This is a genomic window from Pedobacter miscanthi (assembly GCF_032678605.1).
In the GTDB taxonomy this organism is placed as follows: Bacteria; Bacteroidota; Bacteroidia; order Sphingobacteriales; family Sphingobacteriaceae; genus Pedobacter; species Pedobacter miscanthi_A.
Window position 1 is genome coordinate 77,011 of sequence record NZ_JAVTSU010000013.1, and the last position, 24,743, is coordinate 101,753.

Annotated in this window: 23 protein-coding genes; 13 read left to right on the top strand and 10 right to left on the bottom strand. The window is 37.9% G+C overall.

Annotation, left to right across the window (positions count from 1 at the left end):
- Positions 1-8: 8 nt before the first annotated feature.
- Positions 9-2,747, bottom strand: coding sequence for a DUF1553 domain-containing protein (locus R2R28_RS19250; RefSeq protein WP_316827308.1), 2,739 nt, complete (start codon positions 2,745-2,747; stop codon positions 9-11).
- A 222-nt stretch (positions 2,748-2,969) separates the two neighbouring features.
- On the opposite strand from R2R28_RS19250, the gene R2R28_RS19255 reads away from it, so the two are divergent.
- On the top strand, positions 2,970-3,848 hold the full coding sequence (locus R2R28_RS19255) for an AraC family transcriptional regulator (protein WP_316827309.1): 879 nt from the start codon (positions 2,970-2,972) through the stop codon (positions 3,846-3,848).
- 118 nt (positions 3,849-3,966) lie between these two features.
- Here R2R28_RS19255 and R2R28_RS19260 read toward each other — a convergent pair whose 3' ends face one another.
- The gene (locus tag R2R28_RS19260) at positions 3,967-4,398 is read right to left on the bottom strand and encodes a hypothetical protein (RefSeq protein WP_316827310.1); all 432 of its coding nucleotides are present in this window, start codon (positions 4,396-4,398) and stop codon (positions 3,967-3,969) included.
- Positions 4,399-4,542: 144 nt separating this feature from the next.
- Positions 4,543-6,357, bottom strand: coding sequence for a MutS-related protein (locus R2R28_RS19265; protein ID WP_316827311.1), 1,815 nt, complete (start codon positions 6,355-6,357; stop codon positions 4,543-4,545).
- A 112-nt stretch (positions 6,358-6,469) separates the two neighbouring features.
- Between R2R28_RS19265 and rlmH the strand changes: the two genes are divergently transcribed.
- Together rlmH and R2R28_RS19275 are read left to right on the top strand one after the other, a co-directional pair.
- Complete coding sequence (rlmH, locus tag R2R28_RS19270; RefSeq protein ID WP_316827312.1) at positions 6,470-6,943, top strand: 23S rRNA (pseudouridine(1915)-N(3))-methyltransferase RlmH; 474 nt, start codon at positions 6,470-6,472, stop codon at positions 6,941-6,943.
- A gap of 78 nt (positions 6,944-7,021) precedes the next feature.
- Positions 7,022-7,150: a hypothetical protein gene (locus tag R2R28_RS19275; protein WP_262892372.1), complete on the top strand. Its 129-nt coding sequence runs from the start codon at positions 7,022-7,024 to the stop codon at positions 7,148-7,150.
- Between the two features lie 59 nt (positions 7,151-7,209).
- On the opposite strand, the gene R2R28_RS19280 is transcribed toward R2R28_RS19275, so the two are convergent.
- Together R2R28_RS19280 and R2R28_RS19285 are read right to left on the bottom strand one after the other, a co-directional pair.
- Complete coding sequence (locus R2R28_RS19280) at positions 7,210-7,752, bottom strand: DUF5606 domain-containing protein (RefSeq protein WP_316827313.1); 543 nt, start codon at positions 7,750-7,752, stop codon at positions 7,210-7,212.
- Positions 7,753-7,905: 153 nt separating this feature from the next.
- Positions 7,906-8,367, bottom strand: coding sequence for a peptidylprolyl isomerase (locus R2R28_RS19285; protein ID WP_057932098.1), 462 nt, complete (start codon positions 8,365-8,367; stop codon positions 7,906-7,908).
- 233 nt (positions 8,368-8,600) lie between these two features.
- Between R2R28_RS19285 and R2R28_RS19290 the strand changes: the two genes are divergently transcribed.
- A complete protein-coding gene (locus R2R28_RS19290; protein ID WP_316827314.1) occupies positions 8,601-9,782 on the top strand; it encodes an asparagine synthetase B in 1,182 nt (393 codons plus the stop codon).
- Between the two features lie 283 nt (positions 9,783-10,065).
- On the top strand, positions 10,066-10,806 hold the full coding sequence (locus R2R28_RS19295) for an outer membrane beta-barrel protein (protein WP_316827315.1): 741 nt from the start codon (positions 10,066-10,068) through the stop codon (positions 10,804-10,806).
- A 197-nt stretch (positions 10,807-11,003) separates the two neighbouring features.
- Here R2R28_RS19295 and R2R28_RS19300 read toward each other — a convergent pair whose 3' ends face one another.
- The 4 genes from R2R28_RS19300 to R2R28_RS19315 form a co-directional block, all read right to left on the bottom strand.
- Complete coding sequence (locus R2R28_RS19300; protein ID WP_316827316.1) at positions 11,004-13,010, bottom strand: putative porin; 2,007 nt, start codon at positions 13,008-13,010, stop codon at positions 11,004-11,006.
- Position 13,011: 1 nt separating this feature from the next.
- Positions 13,012-13,827 carry a purine-nucleoside phosphorylase gene (locus R2R28_RS19305; RefSeq protein WP_316827317.1) on the bottom strand — a complete coding sequence of 272 codons (816 nt, stop codon included), beginning with the start codon at positions 13,825-13,827 and terminating at the stop codon, positions 13,012-13,014.
- A complete protein-coding gene (gene lpxK, locus R2R28_RS19310; RefSeq protein WP_316827318.1) occupies positions 13,799-14,860 on the bottom strand; it encodes a tetraacyldisaccharide 4'-kinase in 1,062 nt (353 codons plus the stop codon). Before lpxK ends, R2R28_RS19305 begins: the two co-directional genes overlap by 29 nt.
- A gap of 330 nt (positions 14,861-15,190) precedes the next feature.
- A complete protein-coding gene (locus tag R2R28_RS19315; protein WP_316827319.1) occupies positions 15,191-16,315 on the bottom strand; it encodes a carboxypeptidase-like regulatory domain-containing protein in 1,125 nt (374 codons plus the stop codon).
- Positions 16,316-16,578: 263 nt separating this feature from the next.
- Here R2R28_RS19315 and R2R28_RS19320 point away from each other — a divergent pair, with 263 nt between their 5' ends.
- The 8 genes from R2R28_RS19320 to R2R28_RS19355 all read left to right on the top strand — a co-directional run bounded on the left by R2R28_RS19320 (position 16,579) and on the right by R2R28_RS19355 (position 23,722).
- Positions 16,579-17,718, top strand: coding sequence for a sterol desaturase family protein (locus R2R28_RS19320; protein WP_316827320.1), 1,140 nt, complete (start codon positions 16,579-16,581; stop codon positions 17,716-17,718).
- Positions 17,719-18,375: 657 nt separating this feature from the next.
- The gene (locus R2R28_RS19325; RefSeq protein WP_316827321.1) at positions 18,376-19,506 is read left to right on the top strand and encodes an NAD(P)/FAD-dependent oxidoreductase; all 1,131 of its coding nucleotides are present in this window, start codon (positions 18,376-18,378) and stop codon (positions 19,504-19,506) included.
- Positions 19,507-20,220, top strand: coding sequence for a methyltransferase domain-containing protein (locus R2R28_RS19330; RefSeq protein WP_316827322.1), 714 nt, complete (start codon positions 19,507-19,509; stop codon positions 20,218-20,220).
- A complete protein-coding gene (locus tag R2R28_RS19335) occupies positions 20,217-21,269 on the top strand; it encodes a type III polyketide synthase (RefSeq protein WP_316827323.1) in 1,053 nt (350 codons plus the stop codon). Before R2R28_RS19330 ends, R2R28_RS19335 begins: the two co-directional genes overlap by 4 nt.
- A gap of 44 nt (positions 21,270-21,313) precedes the next feature.
- Positions 21,314-21,754, top strand: coding sequence for a 3-hydroxyacyl-ACP dehydratase FabZ family protein (locus tag R2R28_RS19340; RefSeq protein ID WP_316827324.1), 441 nt, complete (start codon positions 21,314-21,316; stop codon positions 21,752-21,754).
- Entirely contained in the window at positions 21,747-23,024 is a 1,278-nt protein-coding gene (locus R2R28_RS19345; protein WP_316827325.1) for a beta-ketoacyl-[acyl-carrier-protein] synthase family protein, read from the top strand. The genes R2R28_RS19340 and R2R28_RS19345 overlap by 8 nt, the downstream gene beginning before the upstream one ends.
- The gene (locus R2R28_RS19350; protein WP_316827326.1) at positions 23,017-23,280 is read left to right on the top strand and encodes an acyl carrier protein; all 264 of its coding nucleotides are present in this window, start codon (positions 23,017-23,019) and stop codon (positions 23,278-23,280) included. The genes R2R28_RS19345 and R2R28_RS19350 overlap by 8 nt, the downstream gene beginning before the upstream one ends.
- Positions 23,270-23,722 (top strand): 4'-phosphopantetheinyl transferase superfamily protein, encoded by a 453-nt coding sequence (locus R2R28_RS19355; RefSeq protein WP_316827327.1) that lies wholly within the window; start codon positions 23,270-23,272, stop codon positions 23,720-23,722. The genes R2R28_RS19350 and R2R28_RS19355 overlap by 11 nt, the downstream gene beginning before the upstream one ends.
- Before the next feature lie 130 nt (positions 23,723-23,852).
- Here the strand turns inward: R2R28_RS19355 and R2R28_RS19360 are convergent, their stop codons facing one another.
- The gene (locus tag R2R28_RS19360; RefSeq protein WP_316827328.1) at positions 23,853-24,662 is read right to left on the bottom strand and encodes a DUF6624 domain-containing protein; all 810 of its coding nucleotides are present in this window, start codon (positions 24,660-24,662) and stop codon (positions 23,853-23,855) included.
- Between the last annotated feature and the right edge of the window lie 81 nt (positions 24,663-24,743).

A 24,743-nucleotide genomic window follows, 5' to 3' on the forward strand; every position in this document is an offset into this window, starting at 1 on the left:
TGGTCAGATCAATTTTTGGTAACTACTTCATCCAGATTGAGCATTGCATTGGCCACTAGCACCATTGCAGCATCTTCTGGTTTATATTTCTTTTGTTTATCGCCCATAAATGCGGATACATTTGCCGAATTCTTCTTAAACTGATCAAAAGCTTTGCTATATAATTCTTCAAATACTTTTAACCTATTTTGAGGAATGGTTTTATACAAAATCATCTCATACCCTTTAGCAATTTTTGATGTACTGCTATTTCCGCCAACTTTTTCCATTCGTAGTGCCAGTTTTCTTGCCAGATCGATATACACACTATCATTTAACGTAACCAAAGCTTGTAACGGGGTATTGGTACGGATACGCCGCGGACTACAAACCACCCTCGATGCACCATCAAAAGCAATGGCAGATGGATAGGGAGCCGTCCGTTTCCAATAGGTATAAATTCCCCTGCGGTATTGTTCTTCTCCACCACTCGTGATCCATTTGGCTCCGCTATAGGGCGAAAACCAGATACCTTCGGGTTGCCATGGCATTACCGGCGGACCATACATTTTATTACTTAATACACCACAAATGGCTAAACTCTGATCTCTGATTTGCTCAGCACTTAACCTTACCCTCGAACCACGGGCGTAAAATTTATTAAAAAGATCTTTCTCTTTTAATTCGTCAGAAAGCTTACTGTCTTGCCTATAAGTCGCCATCATTACCAGTTCTTTCAGCATTTTTTTAATGCTCCAGTTGTATTTATACATAAACTGATAGGCCATAAAATCTAAAAGTTCCTGATGGGTTGGTGCCATACCCTGTGTCCCCATATCTTCGAGTGTTTCTACCAGTCCGGCACCGTACAATTGTTCCCACAGGCGATTTACCATGGTCCGTGATACGAGTGGATTTCTCTTATCGGTAAGCCACATCGCTAAGCCCATCCGATTATCAGGTGCATTTTTGGGCATGGCAAAGGCTAAAGAATTCGGCACTCCAGCATTTACTTCTTTACCTTTTGATGTCCACGCACCACGTTCAAACACATAATTTTTACGCTGCATACTCAATGGGTTCTCCACCATAATAGGTGTAGTTGGCGCCTGGGTATCCATTAAACCGGTAAATGTTTTTTTGTAGGTCAAATAATCAGGCCTGCCTTTTCCGGGAAACTGTTTCGTAAAGTAAAACCAATCGAAATACACCATAAATGCATCGGGATTTTTCTCTGTGCCATTTGTATATTTTAAGTACACATCTTTTACACCGCTTTGTTTAGGAAAATCGATTTCTATATTCTGATAGCCTTTAGTTTCGGCCAGTTTCCATGATTTGATCACAGGACCATTTAACGAACCTGCATGTAAAGTCATGGTGCCATTTTCTTTGCTGCAATTATAACGGAGAATTAACTGATCTGCATTTTCGAGGTTAACGGATTTTAATCTCGCTGAGGAACTGTTTTTAAAATAAAGCGCAATATTATTATTGCCTATTACCGAATTAACCAATTGATCGGCTGTAGTAGAATTGATGGCTGGTTGCCCGGTTTTTAAGAATAATTCAACTTCTGCCGACCTTTCCTTGCCCGAAACAGATTTAACCCAATTGGTTAAAAGATTAAGCTGATTTTTAAGGCTATCGTTAAAATTTTTAAATAGCGGATATTCTCCCGGCACATCCTCATCTCTGGTATTGTTAAAATATGACATGAATTTATAATATTCATCATGTTTAAAGGGATCGTAAGGGTGACTATGGCATTGCACACAAGAAAAAGTGGTACTCATCAAACCTTCCCAGGTCGCATTTACGCGGTCTAAAACTGCCGCTGTTCTAAATTCTTCGTTATTTGTTCCCCCCTCATCATTGGTTGGTGTATTTCTGCTAAATGCCGTTGCAATATACTGGGCATCGGTTGGCTTCGAAAACAAATCACCAGCTATCTGATCGGTAATAAACTGATCATAGGGCATATCGCGGTTATATGCTTTAATTACCCAATCGCGGTAACTCCAGATGTTCCGGTTAGGATCGCTTTCATAACCTTTGGTATCGGCGTAACGGGCAATATCCAGCCACATCGATGCCCAGCGCTCACCAAATTTAGGCGAAGCCAGCAAGCTATCAATCAGCACACTGTAAGCTTGTTGTTCGTTTTTACTCTCCAGGTAAAATTTCGCCATTTTATCTGAAGGATAGGTTCCGATCAAATCCAAACTTACCCTCCTTAACAGTGTAGCTTTATCAGCTGTTTTAGATGGCTCAAGTTTATTTTCGTCCAGTTTAGCTAAAATAAATTTATCCAGATCATTGCGTGCCCAGTCGTTATTTACGTCTGGTACTTCAACCGGCTTTACGCTTACATAAGCCCAGTGATTGCCCCATTTTGCGCCTTGTTTTATCCAACCGCTCAGGATATCAATTTCATCATTATTTAATGCGGGATGCTTATATGGCATCCTTTCTTCAGGATCGTTCGATTTTAAGCGTTTGATAAATTCACTATCCTCTGGGTTGCCTGGAATAATTGCCGGCCTGCCACTTTTTGTTTTAGCCAGCGCTTCTTCCCTAAATAAAACACTAAAACCACCCTGTTGCTTAACCCCACCATGGCACGAAATACATTTTTTATTCAGAATGGGTTTTACCTGCGAGTTAAAATCAATCTGTTTTTCAGATGAGAAGAGGGAAAAGGCAATTAAGATGATTGCAACCAGCGCAAAGCCGGATGCAAAAAGTATTTTCTTTTTCAACAACATTTGGTCAGTGTAAACTTAAGTTAATTTTTAGCAGTTTTGTATTTATACACAAAGTTAAATCCGGCTAAACATCAATTAAAATTATAAAGGGGTTGGTTACTTAGCTAAATTACTAAGATTCAGCTCCCGGTAAACCAAAGGTGAATAAAATAATAAAATACAAAAATGTATTAATTTGCGCAAAAGATGGATTATATTACTTTTTGTTTATAAAATTTAATCATGGAAAAATACCCGATTAGAGAAAAGAATAGGTTCGATTTCCAAAAATCCATCATTATTCCAAAAAATGTGCTTCTAAAACAATGCGTTGAAAACGAAATCATAAACAATTTATTTGTTACTGATATTGGCTACTACCGTAAAGCATTGAATCACTACGCACAAAGAGACAAAGGAGCCGATCAGCATATTTTGATCCATTGTATCGAAGGAAAAGGAAATGTAGAATTTCAGCAAACCAATTACCATATCGAGGCTGGCAATTTCATCATCATCCCTAAAAAAACGGCACATATTTACCAGGCAGATTCAACATTACCATGGACTATTTATTGGTTCCACTTTTCGGGCTCCGGAGCAGAGCAACTGATAGCCTCATTACAGCATTATAAAGCTTATGCAGGTTTTAATGAAGAAAGAAATAATTTATTTAATACCATATATAACCGGCTGGAAAGAGGTTTTAGCAGGGAAAATATTATTTATGCCAATTTATGTTTCCACCATTATATTGCCGGAATTATTTATTCGGATAAACAGCCGGATAAAATTATAGAGCCAGATAAAGTAGAAGAGGTAATTGATTTTATGCGGAACAATATTGAAAAAATGCTGAGTTTAAAAGAATTGGCATTGGCCGTTTATTTATCACCATCGTATTTATCGGCCATATTTAAAAAGAAAACCGGCACCCCTCCTATCGATTACTTTAACCAGCTTAAAATTCAGAAAACAACGCAATATTTGCTGTTTACCAATTTACGAATTAATGAAATTGCCCTAAAAATCGGCATTAACGATCCTTATTATTTTAGCCGGCTTTTCTCCAGCATTATGGGCACCTCGCCAAAGCAATACAGGGACAACAGGTTTAATTAAGGTGCAATAAAGTGTTACCACCTGACTGATTCAAATATTTCTACACTATTGCCATTCCACATAGTGTCAGATGGTAACAGCTGATACCACAATTAACAATTATCCGGCAGAAGAATTTCTAGATTACTTTAGCTTGCACATTTTCATTTTTTAATGGATAAACCCCCATACAGATAAATGTAATGAGAAATGATGGACCATAAGTAATCAGGAATTCATCAACTGAAAGTGTCATTAATTTCCCGCGTAACAACAAATAAATTAAAAAGATTGCTATTGAGGCCATAAAGGCATTGATTTTAATACTGCGTTTATTGTAAGTTGCCTGTGCTATGCCACCCTTTTTCTTCATATTAAATAAAAGTGTACAAAAAGTTAAGGCAATAAATACAACAGCATCCTTTATATCAAGGTTAACACTAACACTGTAATTCGAAGCAATAAGCGGCAAAAGCCTGAGGTAAATCATCATGATTACAAAAGTAACGGGCAAGCAAACCAATAAGGTTGTAAGTGTTACTTTTAAAGTATAAATAAGCGCTTGTTTCATGAGGCATTTAATTTAGATGAGGTTTAGATCTTTTTTCAAATTTAAGTTACAAATTCTTTTGTTTTTATAGCGCTTTCAGATGTTACCATCTGGCTGATTCAAATTTATTCTACTCATTATCAGACCGTAACATCTGACAGTATATTATTCCAAAGTCAACCCAATTTCTTTCAATAAAATGGCAGCATTAAAGGTTTTGCAAGGCCCTTGTTTTAGCAGGTAATCAAATCTCATTTCACCTTCCTTAATCTGGATATCAAAGTGAAAATTGCGGACCGTTTCGGGATGACCGGTAATCAAATCGGCCAGTTGCAGGTCATGCGTGGCGAAAAGTGCAGGTGTTTTTTCGGCGATCAGTTTTTCTACAAAAACCTTCGATCCCAGGTATTTATCCCTGCTATTTGTACCACGGAGCATTTCATCAATCAGCACAAAGGTATCTTTATCTTTTACCACGTTGTCTAAAATCATTTTTAAGCGGTTTAATTCTGCCTTAAAAGTAGAAGTGCTTTCATTCAGCGAATCTTTGATGCGCATATAGGTATTGATCGAAAAAACAGACAACTCCATGCTTTTTGCACAAACTGGTGCCCCTGCATAAGCCAAAATCATATTAATGCCCAAAGTGCGCAAAAAGGTGCTTTTACCTGCCATGTTTGAGCCCGTTACAATATCAACAGTTGGTTTTGTTTCCAGGTGAAAATCGTTGTTTACCCTTAAACGCTCATTAATGAGGGGATGCCCAACCTGAACGGTTGTTAACGCAAACTGATCTTTAATTGCCGGAAAAACCCAATGTGGCTGGTTATAAGCTGTTGTAGCCAAAGAGATCAGTTCTTCAAAATCACCCAGGTGATCAAGTGCAGAAATTACATCCTTTGATGACGACTTATACCAGATATCGAGGTTTACACAGCACCTCAAATCCCATAATAAAACCACATTGAGTATTGCACCCACAATAATATTCAACCGGGCATCAAAATTCTGGATGATTTTAGAAAGGGCTTTAATTTCTTTACTCACGGGGATTTTCGAATCGAATAAACCCAGAATGTATGGGCTTTTCCAGCTTTGGTTTTCCGTCCATAAAATAGCGCCGGCATAGCCATTTAACAGGTTCGAACTTCCCCCGAAACTATAAAAAACCTTATTTATTTTGCTGCCCAATAATACATTCCAGCCGCCATGGATGATGCACAACAACACTAATATTTTCCAAAAAACACCGCTCACAAACACTGCAGCTAAAATCAGGGCGATGGCGATATAAGGAACCAGCTTTACATAAAATCGTAAAAATTTTCCAGCCACAAACTTCAGTTGAGCGCCCAGCTGATATTTAAGTTGCGTTTTAATTTGTTCTATTTTTTCTGGATCGTATCCATGAAGATTGGCGCGAAAACTGTAGGTCTCGTCTATCTTTTCAATTATTTCTTTTACCGCTTCCTGGCGGAGTAATATTCTATCCCTGGTTGATTTTTCGGAAAAGTTTTTCGCCAAAATGTTATTCCCGCTTTTGGTACTGCAACGGTTAATCATGGCAAATAAAGAGGCACTTCCAAAAATATCAAGATCGGAAGTATAAGGATGCAGTTCAGATTCAAAAGCCGTACCATGATCATAACCATTGGCTATGCCGTTTAAAACATGCCACTCGTTCTGATAAACCCACAAGAGTTGTTTTTTATAATCGATTTCGCGATCGAGCTTACTTTGCCTGCGTACAATAAAAGCAAATGCAATTACCGGTACACATAAACCAATCTGAATTAAAGTCCGCAAATTATCATCTGCAGAATTAACCAGTAAAATAAAAAGTAAAATTTCGGCAAGGAACAAACCAATGCGTACAAAAGAAAGTTGATCAATCAGTTTTTTGGTCTCACTGATATCTGCTGTAACTTCTTTAATTTTCTGGTCGTAAGCGGCTATTATTTCTTCTTGTTGCTTTAGCATGATTTTTATTCTATGATATATTTCCGAAGGTATCAGATGGATAGATTGTATTTTTTGTTACAATTTTCTCTAATTTTGGAACTCGAAATTCTAAAGATAGGTAAAATATTAAATGAAGATTACCCTGATCGCCATTGGCAAAACCGAAGATAAGTATCTTATTGAGGGAATTGATAAATACATCAACCGCCTGAAACATTATATTAACTTTACTTTTTTGGCCATACCCGATGTAAAAAATGTTAAAAATCTGAGTGAAGCACAGCAAAAAGCGAAAGAAGCCGAGTTGCTGCACAAACAAATTAATAATGGCGATGTTGTAATTTTATTGGATGAGAAGGGAAAAAAATACTCATCAGTAGAATTTTCCAACTATTTAAATAAACAGATGGTGGGTAGCGTTCAACACCTCATTTTTATTATTGGTGGTCCTTATGGCTTTGACGAAACCATTTATAAAAGGGCAAATGGTTTAATTTCCCTGTCTGATATGACCTTTTCTCACCAAATGATCAGGTTGTTTTTTGTAGAGCAGCTTTACCGGGGTTTTAGTATTTTAAAAGGAGAACCTTATCATCACGCCTAAGATGAAAAATGGTTGATGGAAGGTTGACGATGGGATATGGAAAAACTAGATTAAAATCATCATTAAATAAAAGAAACTATGATACTGGATAAATATAAAAGGGAATATAGATATAAAAGCGACCAGAACCGCAATAACAAATACTTATGGATCAGCATTATTGCTTCTTTAGTAATTGTTGCCTTGCTTTGGTATTTTTTCGATTAAACCCATAAAAAAACACCAGACGAATGGCCTGGTGTTTTTTATAATGAAGTAAATTAAGCTTAAACGCCTTTTTTACTTGTCATGCTTGCTTTTTTAGCTGGCGCTGAAGTTTTAGTACTTGCTTTAGCACTTGCTGATGCTTTTGAACCAGTAGCTTTGTTTTTTTTGTCTGCAGCTGCTTTTTCTTCTGATAATTTAACCTCTGCCGGAGTACCAGGTGTTTCCGGAGTTTCTTCAGTAAACAAAGGAAGATCTTTCAGCAAGTTATACCAGGTAATGATTTTCTTCATATCTGAAGCGTAAACCTTTTCCTGATCGTGGCCTGGAGCTACTTCAAGAAAATAAGTACGTAAATCGCCTTTTAAATCCGGGGTAGATCCTTTTTCAGAAATTTTAGCAAAAATATCGGCCAATTTAATTTCTTCTTCCTCACCATATACGGTAATATCTTCTAACGAAGCCAATTTAGTATTGGTAATATTGGCTACCACTTTAGTTTTTTGAGCGTCTAAACCCTCTAAAATGTAACCCACTTTATTTTGTCCAACCAGTTTAAATAAACCCGGTCTGCCAGATACGGCAACAATTCCTCTTAAATTCATATTTTTTTTGAGATATGAGATTCGAGATATGAGAAATGAGAAATCACTCAAATCAAATAACTAAAACTCTTTGTTTAATTATTAAATGAGATAAGGGCATCAATCAGAGCAATCAAGTCTCAAATCTAATGTCTCAAATCTCACATCTATTTTTTAGTCTTCTAAAACTTCAATGTTTAAAATTTTATCGCCTTGACGGATATCATCTACAAGATCAACATTCTCTACAACTTTACCAAAACAAGTATGGTTACGATCTAAATGAGCGGTATTGGTTCTGCTGTGGCAGATAAAAAACTGTGAACCACCAGTGTTACGGCCTGCATGTGCCATTGATAAAACACCACGGTCGTGATATTGGTTTTCTCCGTCCAGTTCGCAATCAATTTTGTAACCCGGGCCACCAGTACCTGCCAAATGAGCTTTAGCCGGATCTTTTGAGTTTGGACATCCACCCTGAACCATAAAATTAGGGATTACACGGTGAAAAGTTACCCCATCATAAAAGCCTTCTTTAGCTAATTTTTTAAAGTTTGCAACGGCTTTCGGCGCATCGTTTTCGTAGAATTCTACGGTCATTTCGCCTTTTTCTGTTTTTATTATTGCTTTACTCATATTAATATCGGTACTAATTTTAAATTTTATTTGCCTAAAAAAAATCTCATTTTTTTTAGTAGAGGGCAAAAATAACAAAATTGTATAACTTATAACATCATTAAATTTTTCTATCCAGTTTAAATGCGGTATTTTAGTGTTTTAAGCATAGCAATTTGATCAAGAAATCTTATATCCTCCTTATTTGCCTGTTTTGCTCCCTAGGGCTCAGGGCTTCGTCGCTATTGATTTATATGGATGAAGACCAAAAAAACCACCTTAAAGCTTATGGTATAGCCTACTGGACCATCAGTAAACAAGTGGAGGTTGATTGGCTGTTAAATTACCGTGGTGGCAGCTTTCTAATTAAATACAATAAAGCAGTTGAGGATGAGCTAAAAATCAGGGGGGTATCTTACGAAGTAATGGCTGATGGCAAAGTAGTGAGTTTGTTAAATGAGATCAGCGACCCGTCGGTTAATATGGAAATGGTAAAACTGGAGAAAACACCAAAAATTGCCGTGTATTCTCCTAAAAGCAAGTTACCCTGGGATGATGCGGTTACGCTGGTGCTTACTTATGCCGAAATTCCTTATGAGGTTATTTATGATGACGACATCCTTCAGGACAAATTGAGCAAATATGACTGGTTGCATTTGCACCACGAAGATTTTACCGGTCAATACGGGCGTTTTTGGGCCAATTTCAGGTATGCAACCTGGTACCAGGAAGATGTTAAAAACCAGGAAGCGCTGGCTAAACGTATGGGTTATAAAAAAGTATCAGAAATGAAACTGGCTGTAGCCAAACACATTAAAGAATATTGTGCTGGCGGAGGTTTTCTCTTTGCCATGTGCTCAGGCACCGATAGTTTTGATATTGCCCTGGCTGCTGATGGTGTTGATATTTGTGCCCAAATGTTTGATGGCGATCCTGCCGATCCGAACGCACAGGCTAAACTGGATTTTGGCAAAACACTGGCCTTTCAGAATTTTAAACTGGATAATAACCCAATGAACTATGAGTTCTCAGATATTGATGCCACACAAACCCGTACTTTAAATCAAACAAACGATTACTTCACTTTATTCGATTTCTCTGCCAAATGGGATTTGGTGCCTACCATGCTTACACAGGATCACGATAAAGTGATTAAAGGTTTTATGGGGCAAACTACCGCATTCAGAAAAAGTTTGGTTAAAACGAGCGTAACCGTTCTGGGTGAGAATAAAGGGGCTGCTGAAGTGCGCTATTTACATGGTGAGATTGGTAAAGGGCAGTTTACTTTTTATGGCGGTCACGATCCTGAAGATTACCAGCACGCGGTTGGCGACCCACCAACAGATTTAAGCCTGCATCCCAATTCGCCAGGCTACCGCTTAATTTTAAACAATGTGCTTTTTCCAGCGGCAAAAAAGAAACCTCAAAAAACCTAATTTTCCAGAATTCGACATTTCGGCATTATTCCTTTTTGGTGTAAAAAATCCTAATTCTGCCAATTATTCCTGTTATCTATACAGTAAAATACCGTTAAAGGCATAACCGCTTGCTGATATTGTTACGCTAAAAATCCTTAAAAAGGATACTGAAAACCAATACTTTAGACTTCTAAATGTAACAGACTTGATACTTTGGCACAGCTTTTGGAAATGAGGCTTGTAATTAACAACAGGTTAAAACCTGAAATTTTAAACAAGATTCTTCTAAAAGAAAAATATTATGAAAAAGTTATTATTAAGCGCTTCGGTTATTTTATTGGCAACAGGTGCATTTGCACAAACAAAAATGACAGGTGAAACTGCCCGTTTTGGAATTAAAGCTGGTGTTAACTTATCAAAATTTCATGCAGGTGGCGATAATGCAGCATCCAATGCCTATAATGACAATGTAAAAAACAATGTAGGTTTTAACGTTACTGCATTTGGTGATTTTGGTGTAGGAAACAATTTCTTCATTCAGCCAGGTATATCATTGCAAAATAAAGGTGCAAAAGGCGAATCGGTATCAACCATAACAGGTAATAACACTACAATAACAACCACTACAACCGGAAAAACTAATTTAATGGCTATTGAAGTTCCAATTAATGCCGTATTCAGAATTCCTACTGGTGATGCTGGCGCAATACAAATCAGTGCTGGTCCATACATTGGATTCAATATTTCTGGAAAAGATAAAGGAGAAATCAGAACAACCACTGTAAATAATACCACTAACGCAAGCACTACAGCTACTGTTAGCAATGATAGAGATTTATCTTTCGGTAGCGCCAGCGATAAAAATTATGGCAGCACAGATTTTGGTGCAAATTTTGGTTTAGCTTACCGTACAAATTCTGGCTTTTTAGTAGGTGCTAACTATGGTTTAGGTTTAACAGACTTAACCCCTAAAGATAGCAGGGCTAATGCCAACAAATTAACCAACCGTGTATTAGGTTTCTCAGTAGGTTATTCATTCTAAGAAAAACCTTTCAAGTAAAAAACCTTTCCGATTTAAATCGGAAAGGTTTTTTTATGCCTTATTAAAGCTTTAGCTGATTTTTTGCTTGGCACAAGGAGCCTTCATTTTTATTGAAGTCTGTCAATATTAGCTTGTCGAAGGATCTGTTAAATACCCTTTTAAGACGTTTCGATAACTTTTTTTATGTCCCCAGTTAATTAATCGTAAAAATTCCAGGTAACGCCGAATTTCAACAATGCATCCTGCATCGGGTATCTGTTTACGGTATAATATCCCCTTTGGAATAAACCCTGATTGATAAAATCGTATTTCACAAATATATTGGCCCGCTTTAAATTGGCTTTAAAGAAAACATCAACAATCGGTTTCGAAGCAAATGTTACCGGGTTACTTTCATCTATATAAAATTGCGCAGTTGCAGGCGAATAGAGGTAATTTGCATATTCAGAATTATACCTTACATCAAAACCGATGTTTGCCTTTAATACTTTAAAAAAAGTATTATCGAAATATACACTGTTATAAGTATAAAACTCCGGCGTTCTTAAAATGGCATTATTATCTGTTTTTTGATAAGCGATATAATTTTCTATTGCAAACCTGCCAAACCTCCATTTTTTTGATACATCTATCCGGATTAAACTAATATCTGCTGTTTCTTGTTTAGGTAAAATGGCCGTGGTACCGCTTGAATGATCTGCGGCGAAATACAGGTAGTTACTGGTTAAAATATACCTCGCACCCGCATTTAAAGCATACTTATCATTAATATAATTGAATGATAAATTGGCAATTTTGGTATTTTTAAAATCGTTATTGGTCCACTGGTAGTGGTTACCATGGTAATAATCAAAAATGGTGGCCGGCGTTTGATTTTGCGCATAGGCACCAAGTTCTATCCTTCCGATGGTTTTACTCAACAGGATTTTACTTTTAGCTTCGTAGAGGTAGTCGCCTGCGTTTTCGCCCTGCAATATCTGTTCAACATTTAAGTTAAAATCTATATTGGAAGAAAATCTATATCCGGCAGCACCCAAAATCGTTATATTTTGATAAGCAAAGCGGCTTTGCTCGTAATTTGTACCGTCCTGTTTAATACCTAAAAATTCATGCTTGTAATAGTCATGTCTGATTCCGGCATCAACCTTTAATTCATTTTTAATTAATGAAGAATTTTTAGGCCTTAAGAAAAAGCTGTAAATAAACTCATTTTTAAGGTGTTGCACATGGGTAGAGTCGTTTGTAAACGTGGTATTATTTATCCCCGGAGGCAATACATTGTTCGGATCGGTACTGTTTTTATAAAAATCGTAACTGTCGTTATTGTACTCTACAGTATAGGTTACCTTATTCGTTGGCAAAACTGCGTTATTTGCATTGGTAGAGGTGTCAATCCTGCCTACGTAGTAAGTCTGTTTTAAAAACAATGTATTTTTTTTATACATGTTGCGCGCATCCGCCAGGTTTACGGCCTCACCATCCCTGCTGATGGCGTTATACCCGGGATCGAATATATTTTTTGCTACAACCGCACCATTTTCATAACCCCGCATGGTATTAAAAATTGCTGAGGCCCACATGTTATAACGTTTACTTGGTGATTGATACCAGGAGAACACCGCAACATTTAAATTATCGCCACGCTGCCTCACATAAAAACCTTTAGAATCTGCACGGTTAAAATTTACGCCAACATTCCAGTTTTTTTTAATGTTTTGTGTATGTATCGCTCTAAAAAGTTGTTCTTTTTGTCCGGCGCTAACAAAATACAGGCTGGTAAAAGGCGTTCTGGCCTGGTAGTAAATAATGTCGTCAGGCGTTAGTGCATAATAATCGAGTGAGTGGAAACCTACATCAAAACCTATCCGTTTACTTGGTTCGTATAACAAAGGCCTTGCAGATAAGCCCATATTACCCGTGCTAATGGTTGGGTGCATAGGCTGTAAAAGCGGACTGTAATTCTGGATGTTAACGGTTGAAGTATCGAGAGGCAGCAATACAATACTATCTTTACTCAGGCCTAGTTTGGTAAAACGGATATATTTGGCCGTAAAAACTGTAGAATCTTTTCCACCATCGAGTTTTTTCCGAACCGAATCAAGTTCTTTGTTTGTACCCACACTTGTTTTTAAATCCTGTGCAAAGGCTTTATTAATGCCAGAAAGCATGAGGATAAAAAAACAGATTTGAACGATTTTACGCATCTTACAATCCAGAGATTAAGCGGGTTAAAATTTCTGTCATTTTTGGCTCGGCCTTGGCAGCAGCGGCTAAAATTTCATCTAAATTAAAAGGCTTCAGGTCTTCAGGAAAACCCTCATCAGTAAGTACAGAAATGGCAAAAACAGGTAAGCCTGCATGATTGGCTACAATTACTTCAGGTACGGTACTCATACCTACTGCATCGGCACCAATTAAACGTAAGTATTTATATTCTGCTTTGGTTTCTAAATTCGGACCAGAAACGGCAACATAAACCCCTTTATGGCATTTAATATCAACATCTTTAGCAATTTCTAAGGCTTTGGCAATGATATCGCGTTTGTATGGCTGGCTCATATCCGGAAAACGCGGACCCAATTCGCTTTCGATGATACCGCGTAATGGATTATCAGGCTGTAGGTTGATGTGATCTTCGATAATCATTAAATCACCTTTTTTAAATTCGGGGTTTAATGAGCCTGCGGCATTGGATACGATAAGGTTTTCGATACCTAAACCTTTCATTACCCTCACCGGAAAGGTGATTTGTTGCATGCTGTACCCTTCGTAATAATGCAAACGACCCTGCATGGCAATAATTTTTTTCCCGTTCAGCGTACCAAAAATGAGTTTACCGCTATGAAATTCTAAAGTAGAAATGGGGAAATTGGGAATATTAGAATACATCAATTGATGTTCAACTTCGATTTCTTTTACCAGGCCACCCAAACCAGTACCTAAAATAATGCCTATTTCTGGCTTAAAATTTTCTGTTTTACGTTTTATATATTCAACGGTTTCTTCTATTGCTCTTAACATAGTCTAAAATGAGTTCGTCAAAGGTAATCTTATCTTGTTCAAATAATTCAACCTCTATGGGTAAATAATATACAGGTAAATCTACCAGTAAATCTTCAAATCCGGTAGCTCTTAAACGCTTGCTATCCTTTTCTGTTGTGATGATGATTTTTTCTTTTTTAATTCCGGCTAAAAAAGTGCTTTTAAACTTCCTGATATCGGCTTCTTTAAAGGCATAATGATCAGGAAAATCTTCGTGTTTTATGGTTTTAGAATATTTTCCGAGTTCTTCTATTAAAGGTTGCGGATTGGCGATACCAGTTAACAGAAAAATTTCAAAATCTTTAACAGATTCCAGTGTACGACTTTCTTTGCCATATAAATGAACAAGATCACCATATTTAAGGTAGGAATGTAGTACAGGCTGACCGGCATTGGGTTGCAGTTCGTTTACGGAGGCTTGTTGGGCCACCTGCAACAAAGGAACTGGCGATTTGGTTACCAATAATACATCTGCACGTTTACGCGAAGCAAAAACATCCCTCAAATTACCAGCCGGCAATAAAAACTGTAAGGTACCCAATTTTCTAAATTCGAACAGCAAGATGTTAAAGCCTGCCCGTACTGCACGGTGCTGAAAGGCATCATCGAGGATAATTAAATCGTGATTTTCTTTTAACTGCTCAATACCTTTTACGCGGTCTTCGCAAACGGCAACGGTTATGCCGGTAAATTTCTGATGGTATTGTAAAGGTTCATCGCCAATGGTTTCGGCGGTGGCAGTGGCATCGGCCAGGATAAATCCTTTTGTTTTCCGGCCATATCCCCTACTCAAAATGGCAATTTTGTAATCGTCCAATAACCTCACCAGATATTCGACGGTGGGCGTTTTACCTGATCCACCCACGGCAAGATTACCTACACAGATTACTGGCAGATCGAACTTTACAGATCGCATAAGCCCCCAATCGTATAGCTTTTTACGGAGCGTAATGGCAATTCCGTAAATTAATGAGAAAGGGAGCAGTAAAAGACGCAGGTAGTTTAGTAACATATCGTGGTTTCAAAAATACTGATAATTTAAAAAAGAATGGCATTGCATAGCACAAGCCTGATAAAGCAACCCTTAAGTGCAGGAAATAGTTTGGAGTTGAGCGTTTGGAGTTTGGAAGATTAATCAATATTCAGTTTTCAGTTGATGGTTGGCAATGAACCAATTCTTAGTCCGCAGTCGATTTATCTATAATCTGTCATCCTAAATGCAATGAAGGATCTTTAAATATGGTTGATAAAATCACTTTCAAAGTCAGTTAACCGATTAACCAGTTGGCGGTTGACAGTTACCAATTAACTATTGACGAATCAACCAATGAACTAACAAAACTTAAAATTGTTCCAAAATATCTTTGTCTGATTTATAAGTTTCTATAATTACTGCAGGAATTGTTAGATGATGTTTTTGATAAATTTCACTCCATAGTCCGACATCATTTTTTTTGGGGTATTGGTAAAAATCCTGTCTGAGTTTTAAGGTGGAGAAACTGTTGTTGTTTTTTTGATTTGGATCGATATTTTCGAGAAAAAGCAGGTCCATTTCTACCGAAGGCTCACCTTCGGAAAATAATCCGGCCACTACATTACACTTCATTGAAGTAGAAGAAAGGTGCGACAAACCATTTTGAATGGTATAATTTTGCTTATTTATCCAGATCATTTTTTTTGTTACTGTGGCAATATTACTTTCCATCCCTTTAAGAAGGTGTTTATCTACAGAGATATAAATCCATCCGTTTTTGTTCCTGTATAATACATTTCTCGTCTTGTTAAAATAAATTTTATAACATTTTGTACCCTCGTAATCAACCTGCCCTTCAATCTCATAATCATTATCTTCACTAAGCATATTATCATTCAGGTTACCTACAAAATAATATTTGAGTTCGACCCTTAAATCAATGGCATAATTGATCTTAACGCTTCCTGCATTCTTCAGATCCTTAAGCCTTCTTATCCCCTCCAATTGCAATTTGATATCGTTTTTGTATTCGTCGGTGTGCAGGTTAAATATTCCTTCGGCATAGGTATTGTATTTGCCTTTCCTAACCACGTACTGCCTGCAGAGTAGCTTTTTACTTACTACACCCGTATCGGCAAGATGTGCCAGTGCATTTTTTACCAGGGCTGAAACAAAATTAGAAGCATAAATCTGTACATCATCTAATGTCTCATATTTATCTTTTAATTTAACGGTGAGATCGGTCTGTTCATCAATTTTAATTGAGCGGCTTTCGTAACCTACAGCGCTAAAAAAAAGCGACTGTTCTTTATTTAATGAATCTATTTTAAAAGCAAAACTCCCTTCAGCATCGCATATTGCAATCAGCTTATCACTATGGTAAATCGAAACGGATGCGATACCTTTATTGGCAGCATTAATAACACGACCTTTAATATTTTTTTGTGCCCATCCTTCAGAAAAAAAGAAAAAACAGCATATTATGAGTGGCAATATTATTTTTGAATGATGCGGCATAGATTTGAGGCGTTATTTATTAAAATTTGGTTAATGAGCTGTAATTTAAATATTCTTTTTTGATAATGGTAATTTAGTCCGAAGTCGGGAGTCTGGAGTTCGAAGTCTCTCAACCAATGAACCATTTTTTTAGTCTGAAGTTAATCAAACTATGAACTACCTGACTATGAAGCATCAACTAATAAACACCTGAACCAATTTTTTTTATTATAATTGTTATCTATCAAAACATAATTTTAATGTCTCCTAGTAAAAGATTAGTTGTTGGCCAGGGCCAAATCAGTGGGTATATTTCTATTTTTTTAGCGGTATTAGCGCTTTTAGGAATTCTTTGTTTCCATTATCCGGAAAAATTGACTACACCTGAATTCCGCGAAATATATACCAAAGAGAGCATGGAAGCTTTAATGCTTGGCGGTGTTATTGGCTGTTTCTTTTTTTCATTGCTGAGTTTAATTCTGAGTAAAAAAATTAAATGGGCATGGCCGGGTTTTGCATTGGGTGCATTGGCGGTAATATTAGGCGCGTTGAGTGTAGAGGGTAGAGATGTGGCCAAATCTGGCTGGCATTTTGGACTGGATTGGATGATTTTGGATCTACTTTTAATGGTTGCCATTTTTGTTCCTTTGGAATTATTCTTCCCTAAAAATAATGAGCAAACCAAATTCCATGAGGAGTGGCGTACAGATTTAACCTATTTTGTAATCAGTCATCTTTTTATTCAGTTTTTCGGTATTATTACCCAAAAACCAGCGGTATTATTTTTTGGTTGGATGGGATTGGATAAGGTACATGCCTGGGTACAGGGTTTACCATTTTTAGTGGCCTTGTTTTTGGCATTCTTCAGCACCGATTTATTTCAATACTGGGCGCACCGTTTCTTCCATACCAGGGTATCACTTTGGCGTTTCCATTCGATACACCATTCTACGCAAAATATGGATTGGTTGGCTGGAAGCCGTACCCACTTTATTGATATCTTTTTTACCCGTGCGATGACGTTTATCCCACTTTATGTTCTGGGTTTTTCGTCTACGGTTTTTAACGTCTACATTATTTTCATTGCTATACATGCTGTACTGATCCACGCCAATACGCGCATTAACTTTGGTCCGTTGAAGTATATTTTCACTACACCTCAATACCACCATTGGCACCATTGCGAAGACCCTAAATATTACGGCCATAATTTTGCCTCTATATTTCCTTTTATTGATATGATATTCGGCACTTATTATTTACCGGGTAAAGAATGGCCCGCCGGTACGGGTGTGCATGAAGCTGCTTATCCGAAAGGATTTGTTAAACAGTCTATTTATCCATTTACAAAAAGTCCGTTTGATACGGATTTGAATATGGAAGAACGGAGCGATAGATAGCCAACGCTCGTTAGAACGAGCGTTGAATAATATATCGTTTATAACGATGAAATCGTCAAGCTATTAATGCACGTATTTGGAAACGAGTGCAAGCGTCAAACCAAAGGCTAACGCTCGTTTCTAACGAGCGTTGAATAGTTTATCGTTTTCTAACGATGAAATCGTTAAGCTATTAATGCACGCATTTGGAAACCAGTGCAAGCGTCAAACCAAAGGCTAACGCTCGTTTCTAACGAGCGTTGAATAGTTTATCGTTTTCTAACGATGAAATCGATAAGCTATTGATGCACGCGTTTGGAAAACAGTGCAAACGATAGAATTATAAAGATTATTTGAAAAGCAGTATCTCTAGATATAATTAATGTCAGTCGGGCTTTCCGCTACATCTTTTGTTTTCAAGGAAACAAAAGTATACCGCTTCAATCCCGTTTAATCAAAACTAACACTGCTACTATCAAAGGTTTACAAACCCAATTAAAGTGGCCAAAAACAAATATTATTATTGTCAGATGGTAACACCTCACAGCACCAAAACGCTATCTATACACCCAGCTCTGTGCCTTTGGTGCTTTTTCTCCCGGTGATCTCTGTGGTTAAAGACGAATGTGCTGAACAAACAGACTTTTAAAACGTTATATTAGCGTTCCATCTCATCGTATGCATTCCGAAACAGAAATTTTAATTATTGGTGGTGGATTGGCCGGGTTAACGGCAGCATTGCATCTGAATAAACTGGGCTTAACTGTAATATTGATCGAGAAAGATGCTTACCCCCATCATAAAGTTTGTGGCGAATATATTTCTAATGAAGTACTCCCCTATTTTGAGTGGCTTGGTTTATCAATCGAAAATCTGGAACCCACGTTCATCAGCGACCTGCTTTTCACCTCGCTTTCGGACAAAAGTATGCAAACGAAACTCCCACTTGGCGGTTTTGGCTTAAGCCGTTATACCATTGATCATTACCTTTACACCGAACTCATCAAAAGAAATATCAGGGTTATACATGAGCGCGTGCTACAAATCAATTTTGCCAACGATCAATTTACAGTAGCCACTGCAAACAGCACTTATGCTGCACCTTACGTAATCGGGGCTTATGGAAAAAGATCGGCCATTGATGTAAAACTCAACCGAAAATTCATCCATAAACAATCACCTTATTTAGCAGTAAAAGCACACTATCAAGCCGATTACCCTAATCATGTGGTTAGTCTACATAATTTCGAAGGAGGTTATTGCGGCGTTTCTAAAGTAGAGAACGACCGTTTAAATATTTGTTACCTCGCCAATTATGAAAGTTTTAAAAAACATAAGAATATGCTGAGCTATCAGGAAAACATCCTCTATAAAAACATCCACCTGAAAAACATTTTCGAAAATGCCGAAAGTTTATTCGAAACACCGTTAACCATCAGTCAGATTTCTTTTGAGGCAAAAGAACCGGTTGACCAGCATATTTTAATGATCGGCGATACTGCCGGATTAATCCATCCGTTATGTGGAAACGGTATGGCCATGGCCATTCACAGTGCAAAAATTGTTTCAACATTATTAGAACAGGTAATAAAAGGTAAAATCACCTCCAGATCAGTTTTAGAGCAACATTATACCACAGCATGGAACCGCGAATTTAAAACCCGCTTAAAAATGGGAAGGCTTTTAGCTGCCTTGCTCAAAAATAATAAACTCGAAAGTTTTGCCATGAATGCCTTAAATAAAATGCCATTTCTGCTCAACCAAATCATTAAACAAACCCACGGAAAACCCATTACCATCCCTCAATAAATGGCAGTAGATACCACATATAGAAGCACCGCACCTGAAATGATGGACGATTTTGCAATGGAAGGTGAAATATTACGCGATGCACTGGATAAAATTGCCAGCATTAACCAACTCCTTGGTGGCAATAAAGTTACATTGGATGGCATTAAAAGCTTAATCGACAGCAAACCAAAGCATGAATTGATACGTATTACTGATATCGGCTGTGGAAACGGCGATATGTTACGCACTTTAGCCGATTATGCCAAAAGCAAGGGCTTAAATTTTATGTTGAAAGGAATTGATGCCAATAGGTTCACCATCGACCACGCAAAAAGTTTATCTGAAAATTATCCCAATATCAGTTACGATTGCAGCGATATTTTTGATGATTTGAGCCAGGAGAAACCCTGCGATATTATGCTCTGCACCTTAACCTTACACCATTTTAAGGATGAAGAAATTATTGAGCTGCTTGAAAATTTTAAAAGATCGGCAAAATTGGGTATAGTAATTAATGATCTGCAACGGAGCGCCATGGCCTATCGCCTTTTTCAGGCTTTATGTTACATATTCCGCTTAAACGATATGTCGCGCGAAGATGGCCTGGTCTCTATCCTCCGTGGATTTAAAAAAGCAGACCTGGTTAAATACAGCAAACAATTAAACCTGAAATCGGGTTCGATAAAATGGAAATGGGCTTTCCGCTACCAATGGATAATTAAAACAATATGAGCGTAATCGTAAAAGCAGTAAGCAAAGCATTGCCCGAATTCTGGAGATCAACCGATGAAATTTTACCCTTCCTCGATGTATGGTTAAAAGATCAGGATGAACGTTTTATCAGAAAGGTAAAAAAGATTTTCGAAGGTGCAGCGGTTGATAAACGCTATTCGATCATGTCGCCCGAAGAAGTTTTTAGCGATTTAAGTTTCGAAGAACGGAACAACATCTATGCAAGGGAAGGGATTAAATTAGGTGCTAAATGTTTAAGTTCGGCACTCGAAAAGGCTGGCTGGCAGGCCCAGGATTTAGATTACATCATTACGGTGAGCTGTACTGGCATTATGATTCCTTCTTTGGATGCCTATCTAATTAATTTATTAAAATTGCGTCAGAATATTGTTCGGTTGCCGGTAACAGAAATGGGCTGTGCAGCCGGGGTATCGGGCATGATTTATGCCAAGAATTTCTTAAGAGCCAATCCCGGCAAACGCGCAGCAGTTGTTGCGGTAGAATCGCCAACAGCCACTTTCCAGCTTAATGATTTTTCGATGGCCAACATTGTAAGTGCCGCCATATTTGGCGATGGGGCAGCCTGTGTACTGTTAAGTTCGCATGAGGATGACCACGGACCAGAAATTTTAGCTGAAGAAATGTACCATTTTTATGATGCTGAAAAGATGATGGGTTTTCAACTCACCAATACCGGTTTGCAAATGGTACTGGATGTAGAAGTCCCGGAAACCATTGCCAGTCATTTCCCTGATATTATTCACCCTTTTCTGGCTAAAAACCAACTCGAAATTAAGGATATAGACCACTTAATTTTTCATCCTGGCGGAAAAAAAATCATCCAGATTGTAGAAGAATTATTTGGACAACTCGGCAAAAACATAGATGAAACAAAAGAAGTTTTAAGACTTTACGGAAACATGAGTAGCGCAACTGTTTTATATGTTCTAGAACGAATAATTGATAAAAAGCCGGCAAAAGGAGAAAAGGGACTGATGTTGAGCTTTGGCCCTGGTTTTTCAGCACAAAGGATACTTTTACAATGGTAATACTCAATCATTCAACAACTTAATTATTCTCTCATTCAATCAATATGACTCCGCAAGAAATATTAGCTCAACTCCCGTATGGCAAATCTTTTCTATTTGTTGATGAGTTATTAGATGTTGATGAAAATGGCGCAAAAGGAAATTTTACTTATCATAAAGACCTATCCTTTTACGAAGGTCATTTCAAAAACCATCCGGTCACCCCAGCGGTAATCCTCACCGAAACTATGGCGCAGATCGGGTTGGTATGTTTGGGCATTTACCTGTTGAGAGATATTGATCAAGATGTATCAATTGCTATGACATCAAACGCGATCGATTTTTTAAAGCCGGTTTATCCTGGAGAAAAAGTGACGGTAACCAGTGAGAAGGTCTATTTCAGGTTTAATAAACTGAACTGCAAAGTAAAAATGGAAAATACTGAAGGGGAAGTAGTATGTAAAGGAAATATTTCGGGCATGTTAATTTCAAAAGATAATGGATAACCGGGTGGTGATTACAGGTTTAGGTATATGTGCCCCCAATGGCAGCACCCTTACGCAATTTTCGGAGGCAATTAAAAAAGGAATCTCAGGTATCCGCCATCAGCCTGATCTGGAAGCTTTAAATTTCTCCTGCCAGATTGCCGGAAAACCTGAACTGAGCGAAGAACGGGTCAGCCAGTATTTTACGCCACTCGAACTCCGTAATTTAAACAGTTCGGGCATTGTTTATGGGGTAATTGCAGGCTTAGATGCCTGGAAAGATGCAGGTTTGACCATTGAAAACAATGACGAACCGGATTGGGAGAGTGGAACTGTTTTCGGCACAGGAACTTCAGGAATCGATAAATTCAGGTGGGCCATCAACAAAATTGACGATCTCGAGATCAGAAAACTTGGTAGCTCCATAGTAATACAAACGATGGCCAGTGGAGTGAGTGCTTTTATCAGCGGTAAACTTGGCTTAGGTAATCAGGTAAGTACCAATTCATCTGCCTGTGCAACCGGTGCCGAAAGTATTTTACTGGCTTACGAAAGGATTAAAACCGGCCAGGCAACAAAAATGCTGGCTGGCAGTACGAGCGATAGCGGTCCTTATATCTGGGGTGGTTTTGATGCCATGAAAGTGTGCACCTTTAAACATAACCACGAACCCGAAAAAGGCAGCCGGCCCATGAGTGCAACCGCCAGTGGTTTTGTACCTGGGAGCGGCGCCGGTGCGCTGGTATTAGAATCGTTGGAAAGCGCCCGCGCCAGAAAGGCCAAAATTTATGGAGAAGTGATTGGTGGTAATATCAATTCCGGCGGGCAGCGGGGTTTAGGCACCATGACAGCTCCCAACCCTATTGCTGTTCAGCGTTGTATAAAAGCAGCCTTAAAAAATGCAGGCATAAAAGCTTCCGAAATCGATGTAATTAATGGTCACCTTACCGCTACTACCAAAGATGCACTCGAAATACAAAACTGGAAAGAGGCACTCCAATTACCTGCGGATAATTTCCCTTATATTAATTCGTTAAAAGGCATGATCGGGCATTGCATTGCCGCCTCAGGAAGTATAGAATGTGTGGCTTCGATACTCGAACTTTCGGAAGGATTTATTTTTCCGAATATCAATTGTGAAGATCTGAGTGAAGAAATTAAGGCATTAATCCCTGAAAAAAGCATTCCTCAAACTTTAATTCAACAGCCAATTAATATCTTAGCGAAAGCCAGCTTTGGATTTGGCGATATAAATGCCTGCGTGATCTTTAAAAAATACACCTATGAATAAAGAACAAATCATTGAAGCTTTAAAAACAATCGTTCAGCCTTACAGCGAAGAAACAACCGCTTTGGCCCATATCGACGAAAAAACCGATTTTATTAACGATTTAAAAATAAATTCGGCCAACCTGGTTGATATTATCTTAGATATTGAAGAGAAATTCAACATCGAAATAGATAACGATTCGATGGCCAAAATGCTCAACGTAAAAGCCACAACCGAAATTATAGCCCAAAAATTAGAAGCGCGTGATGGGCAATGATATAGTTGATTTAGATCTTGCCAAAATTCAAAGCAACTGGCGCCGTAAAAATTACCTCGATAAAATTTTCACTACCGAAGAGCAGTTGCTCATCACTTGTGCAGAAAATCCTGATTTGATGATATGGTTGCTGTGGAGCATGAAAGAATCTGCCTATAAAATCCACAACCGTAAAACCGGTATAAGGAGTTTTGCACCCAAAAGTTTAAAATGCAGCATCCGTTCGAATACTTATGGCGTGGTAAACGTTAATAACGATGCCTATTTCACTAAAAGTGATCTGCAAACAACATTTGTGCATACCATTGCCTCGCCGAGTTATAACAGGCTAGAGAAAATCGAGGTTGCTATTTATGAATCGCCAAATCACCTTTTCGATTATAAAATCACCAACCCGGGTTGTGTAAGCCACCATGGGCGGTACCTGGCTTTGGTTTATTAAACTCCCTGCTAAAAATTGCCCTTAAATCTGCGGCATTTTTCTGCGCAATCTGCGGGAAATACAACAGCTCAATAATTCGCCTGCAGATCTAAAAGGATAAGAAACGCAGATTAAACAGATATTGGTACTTTTAATTTTTAACCTTATTTCTGCTCATTATCTTATTATGCCATTTTTCAGTCGCAGGTAAGTCTTTTTTATATTGCTCAACATCCCATGTAATCCCCAAATCGATCAGGTAAGCCGCATAAGAACCCAACCCTATATCGGCCCGCCTGGTATCAATATGATCAGGATCAATCATTGGCATGATGGTATATTTATTAGTCTGCATGTTCCATGCTACCTGACTTCCATAAATCTGTTTCCTGCCCTGAAACATTGCAATCCTGTCTTCGAGCAATGCAAGGCTTGAAGCTTTCAGTTTTTTGTTTTTTGCAGCAATCCGCATAATGGGCAGGTATTTTTCCTGCGTTTTCAAATCTGCATGTTGAATAACTAAAAATAATGTCGAATTGGCATCTTCCCCTATTTCCTCGGCACTTAACCAGCCATATTGATTAATAATTGCAGATACTGTGATTAAATTTAAGGAGTCTGTTTTATTCATCAGCTTAAATTGTTTCTGCAGCGTATCTTTTAATTTAGTGCTATCACCAGCAAAGTGGCTCCTGATATCATTAAGTCGGCCTCTGTAAAGCTGATCCAGCGCACGTATTGTATCCAATTTCTTGATCAGCATATCATGGTCATCTATCTGACCAAAAGATGTATTGGCAAACAATAGAAAAGTGATTAACAGGTATATAAATCTCATTGGTAATTGATATGAAAAAGCGTTACTGCCAATATCGCTATAATTGTTTAATACTACAATCCGGAATAACCAGATTTTAACCACAAATTCTTTAAAATTATCTCTTCCATGGTTCAGTTGCATACACAAACGTTTGCCCTATTTTCTTTACAGAATTATAGAATTGCCTAGCTCAAAAAGCCTTATCTTTGGCAAAATCATAAA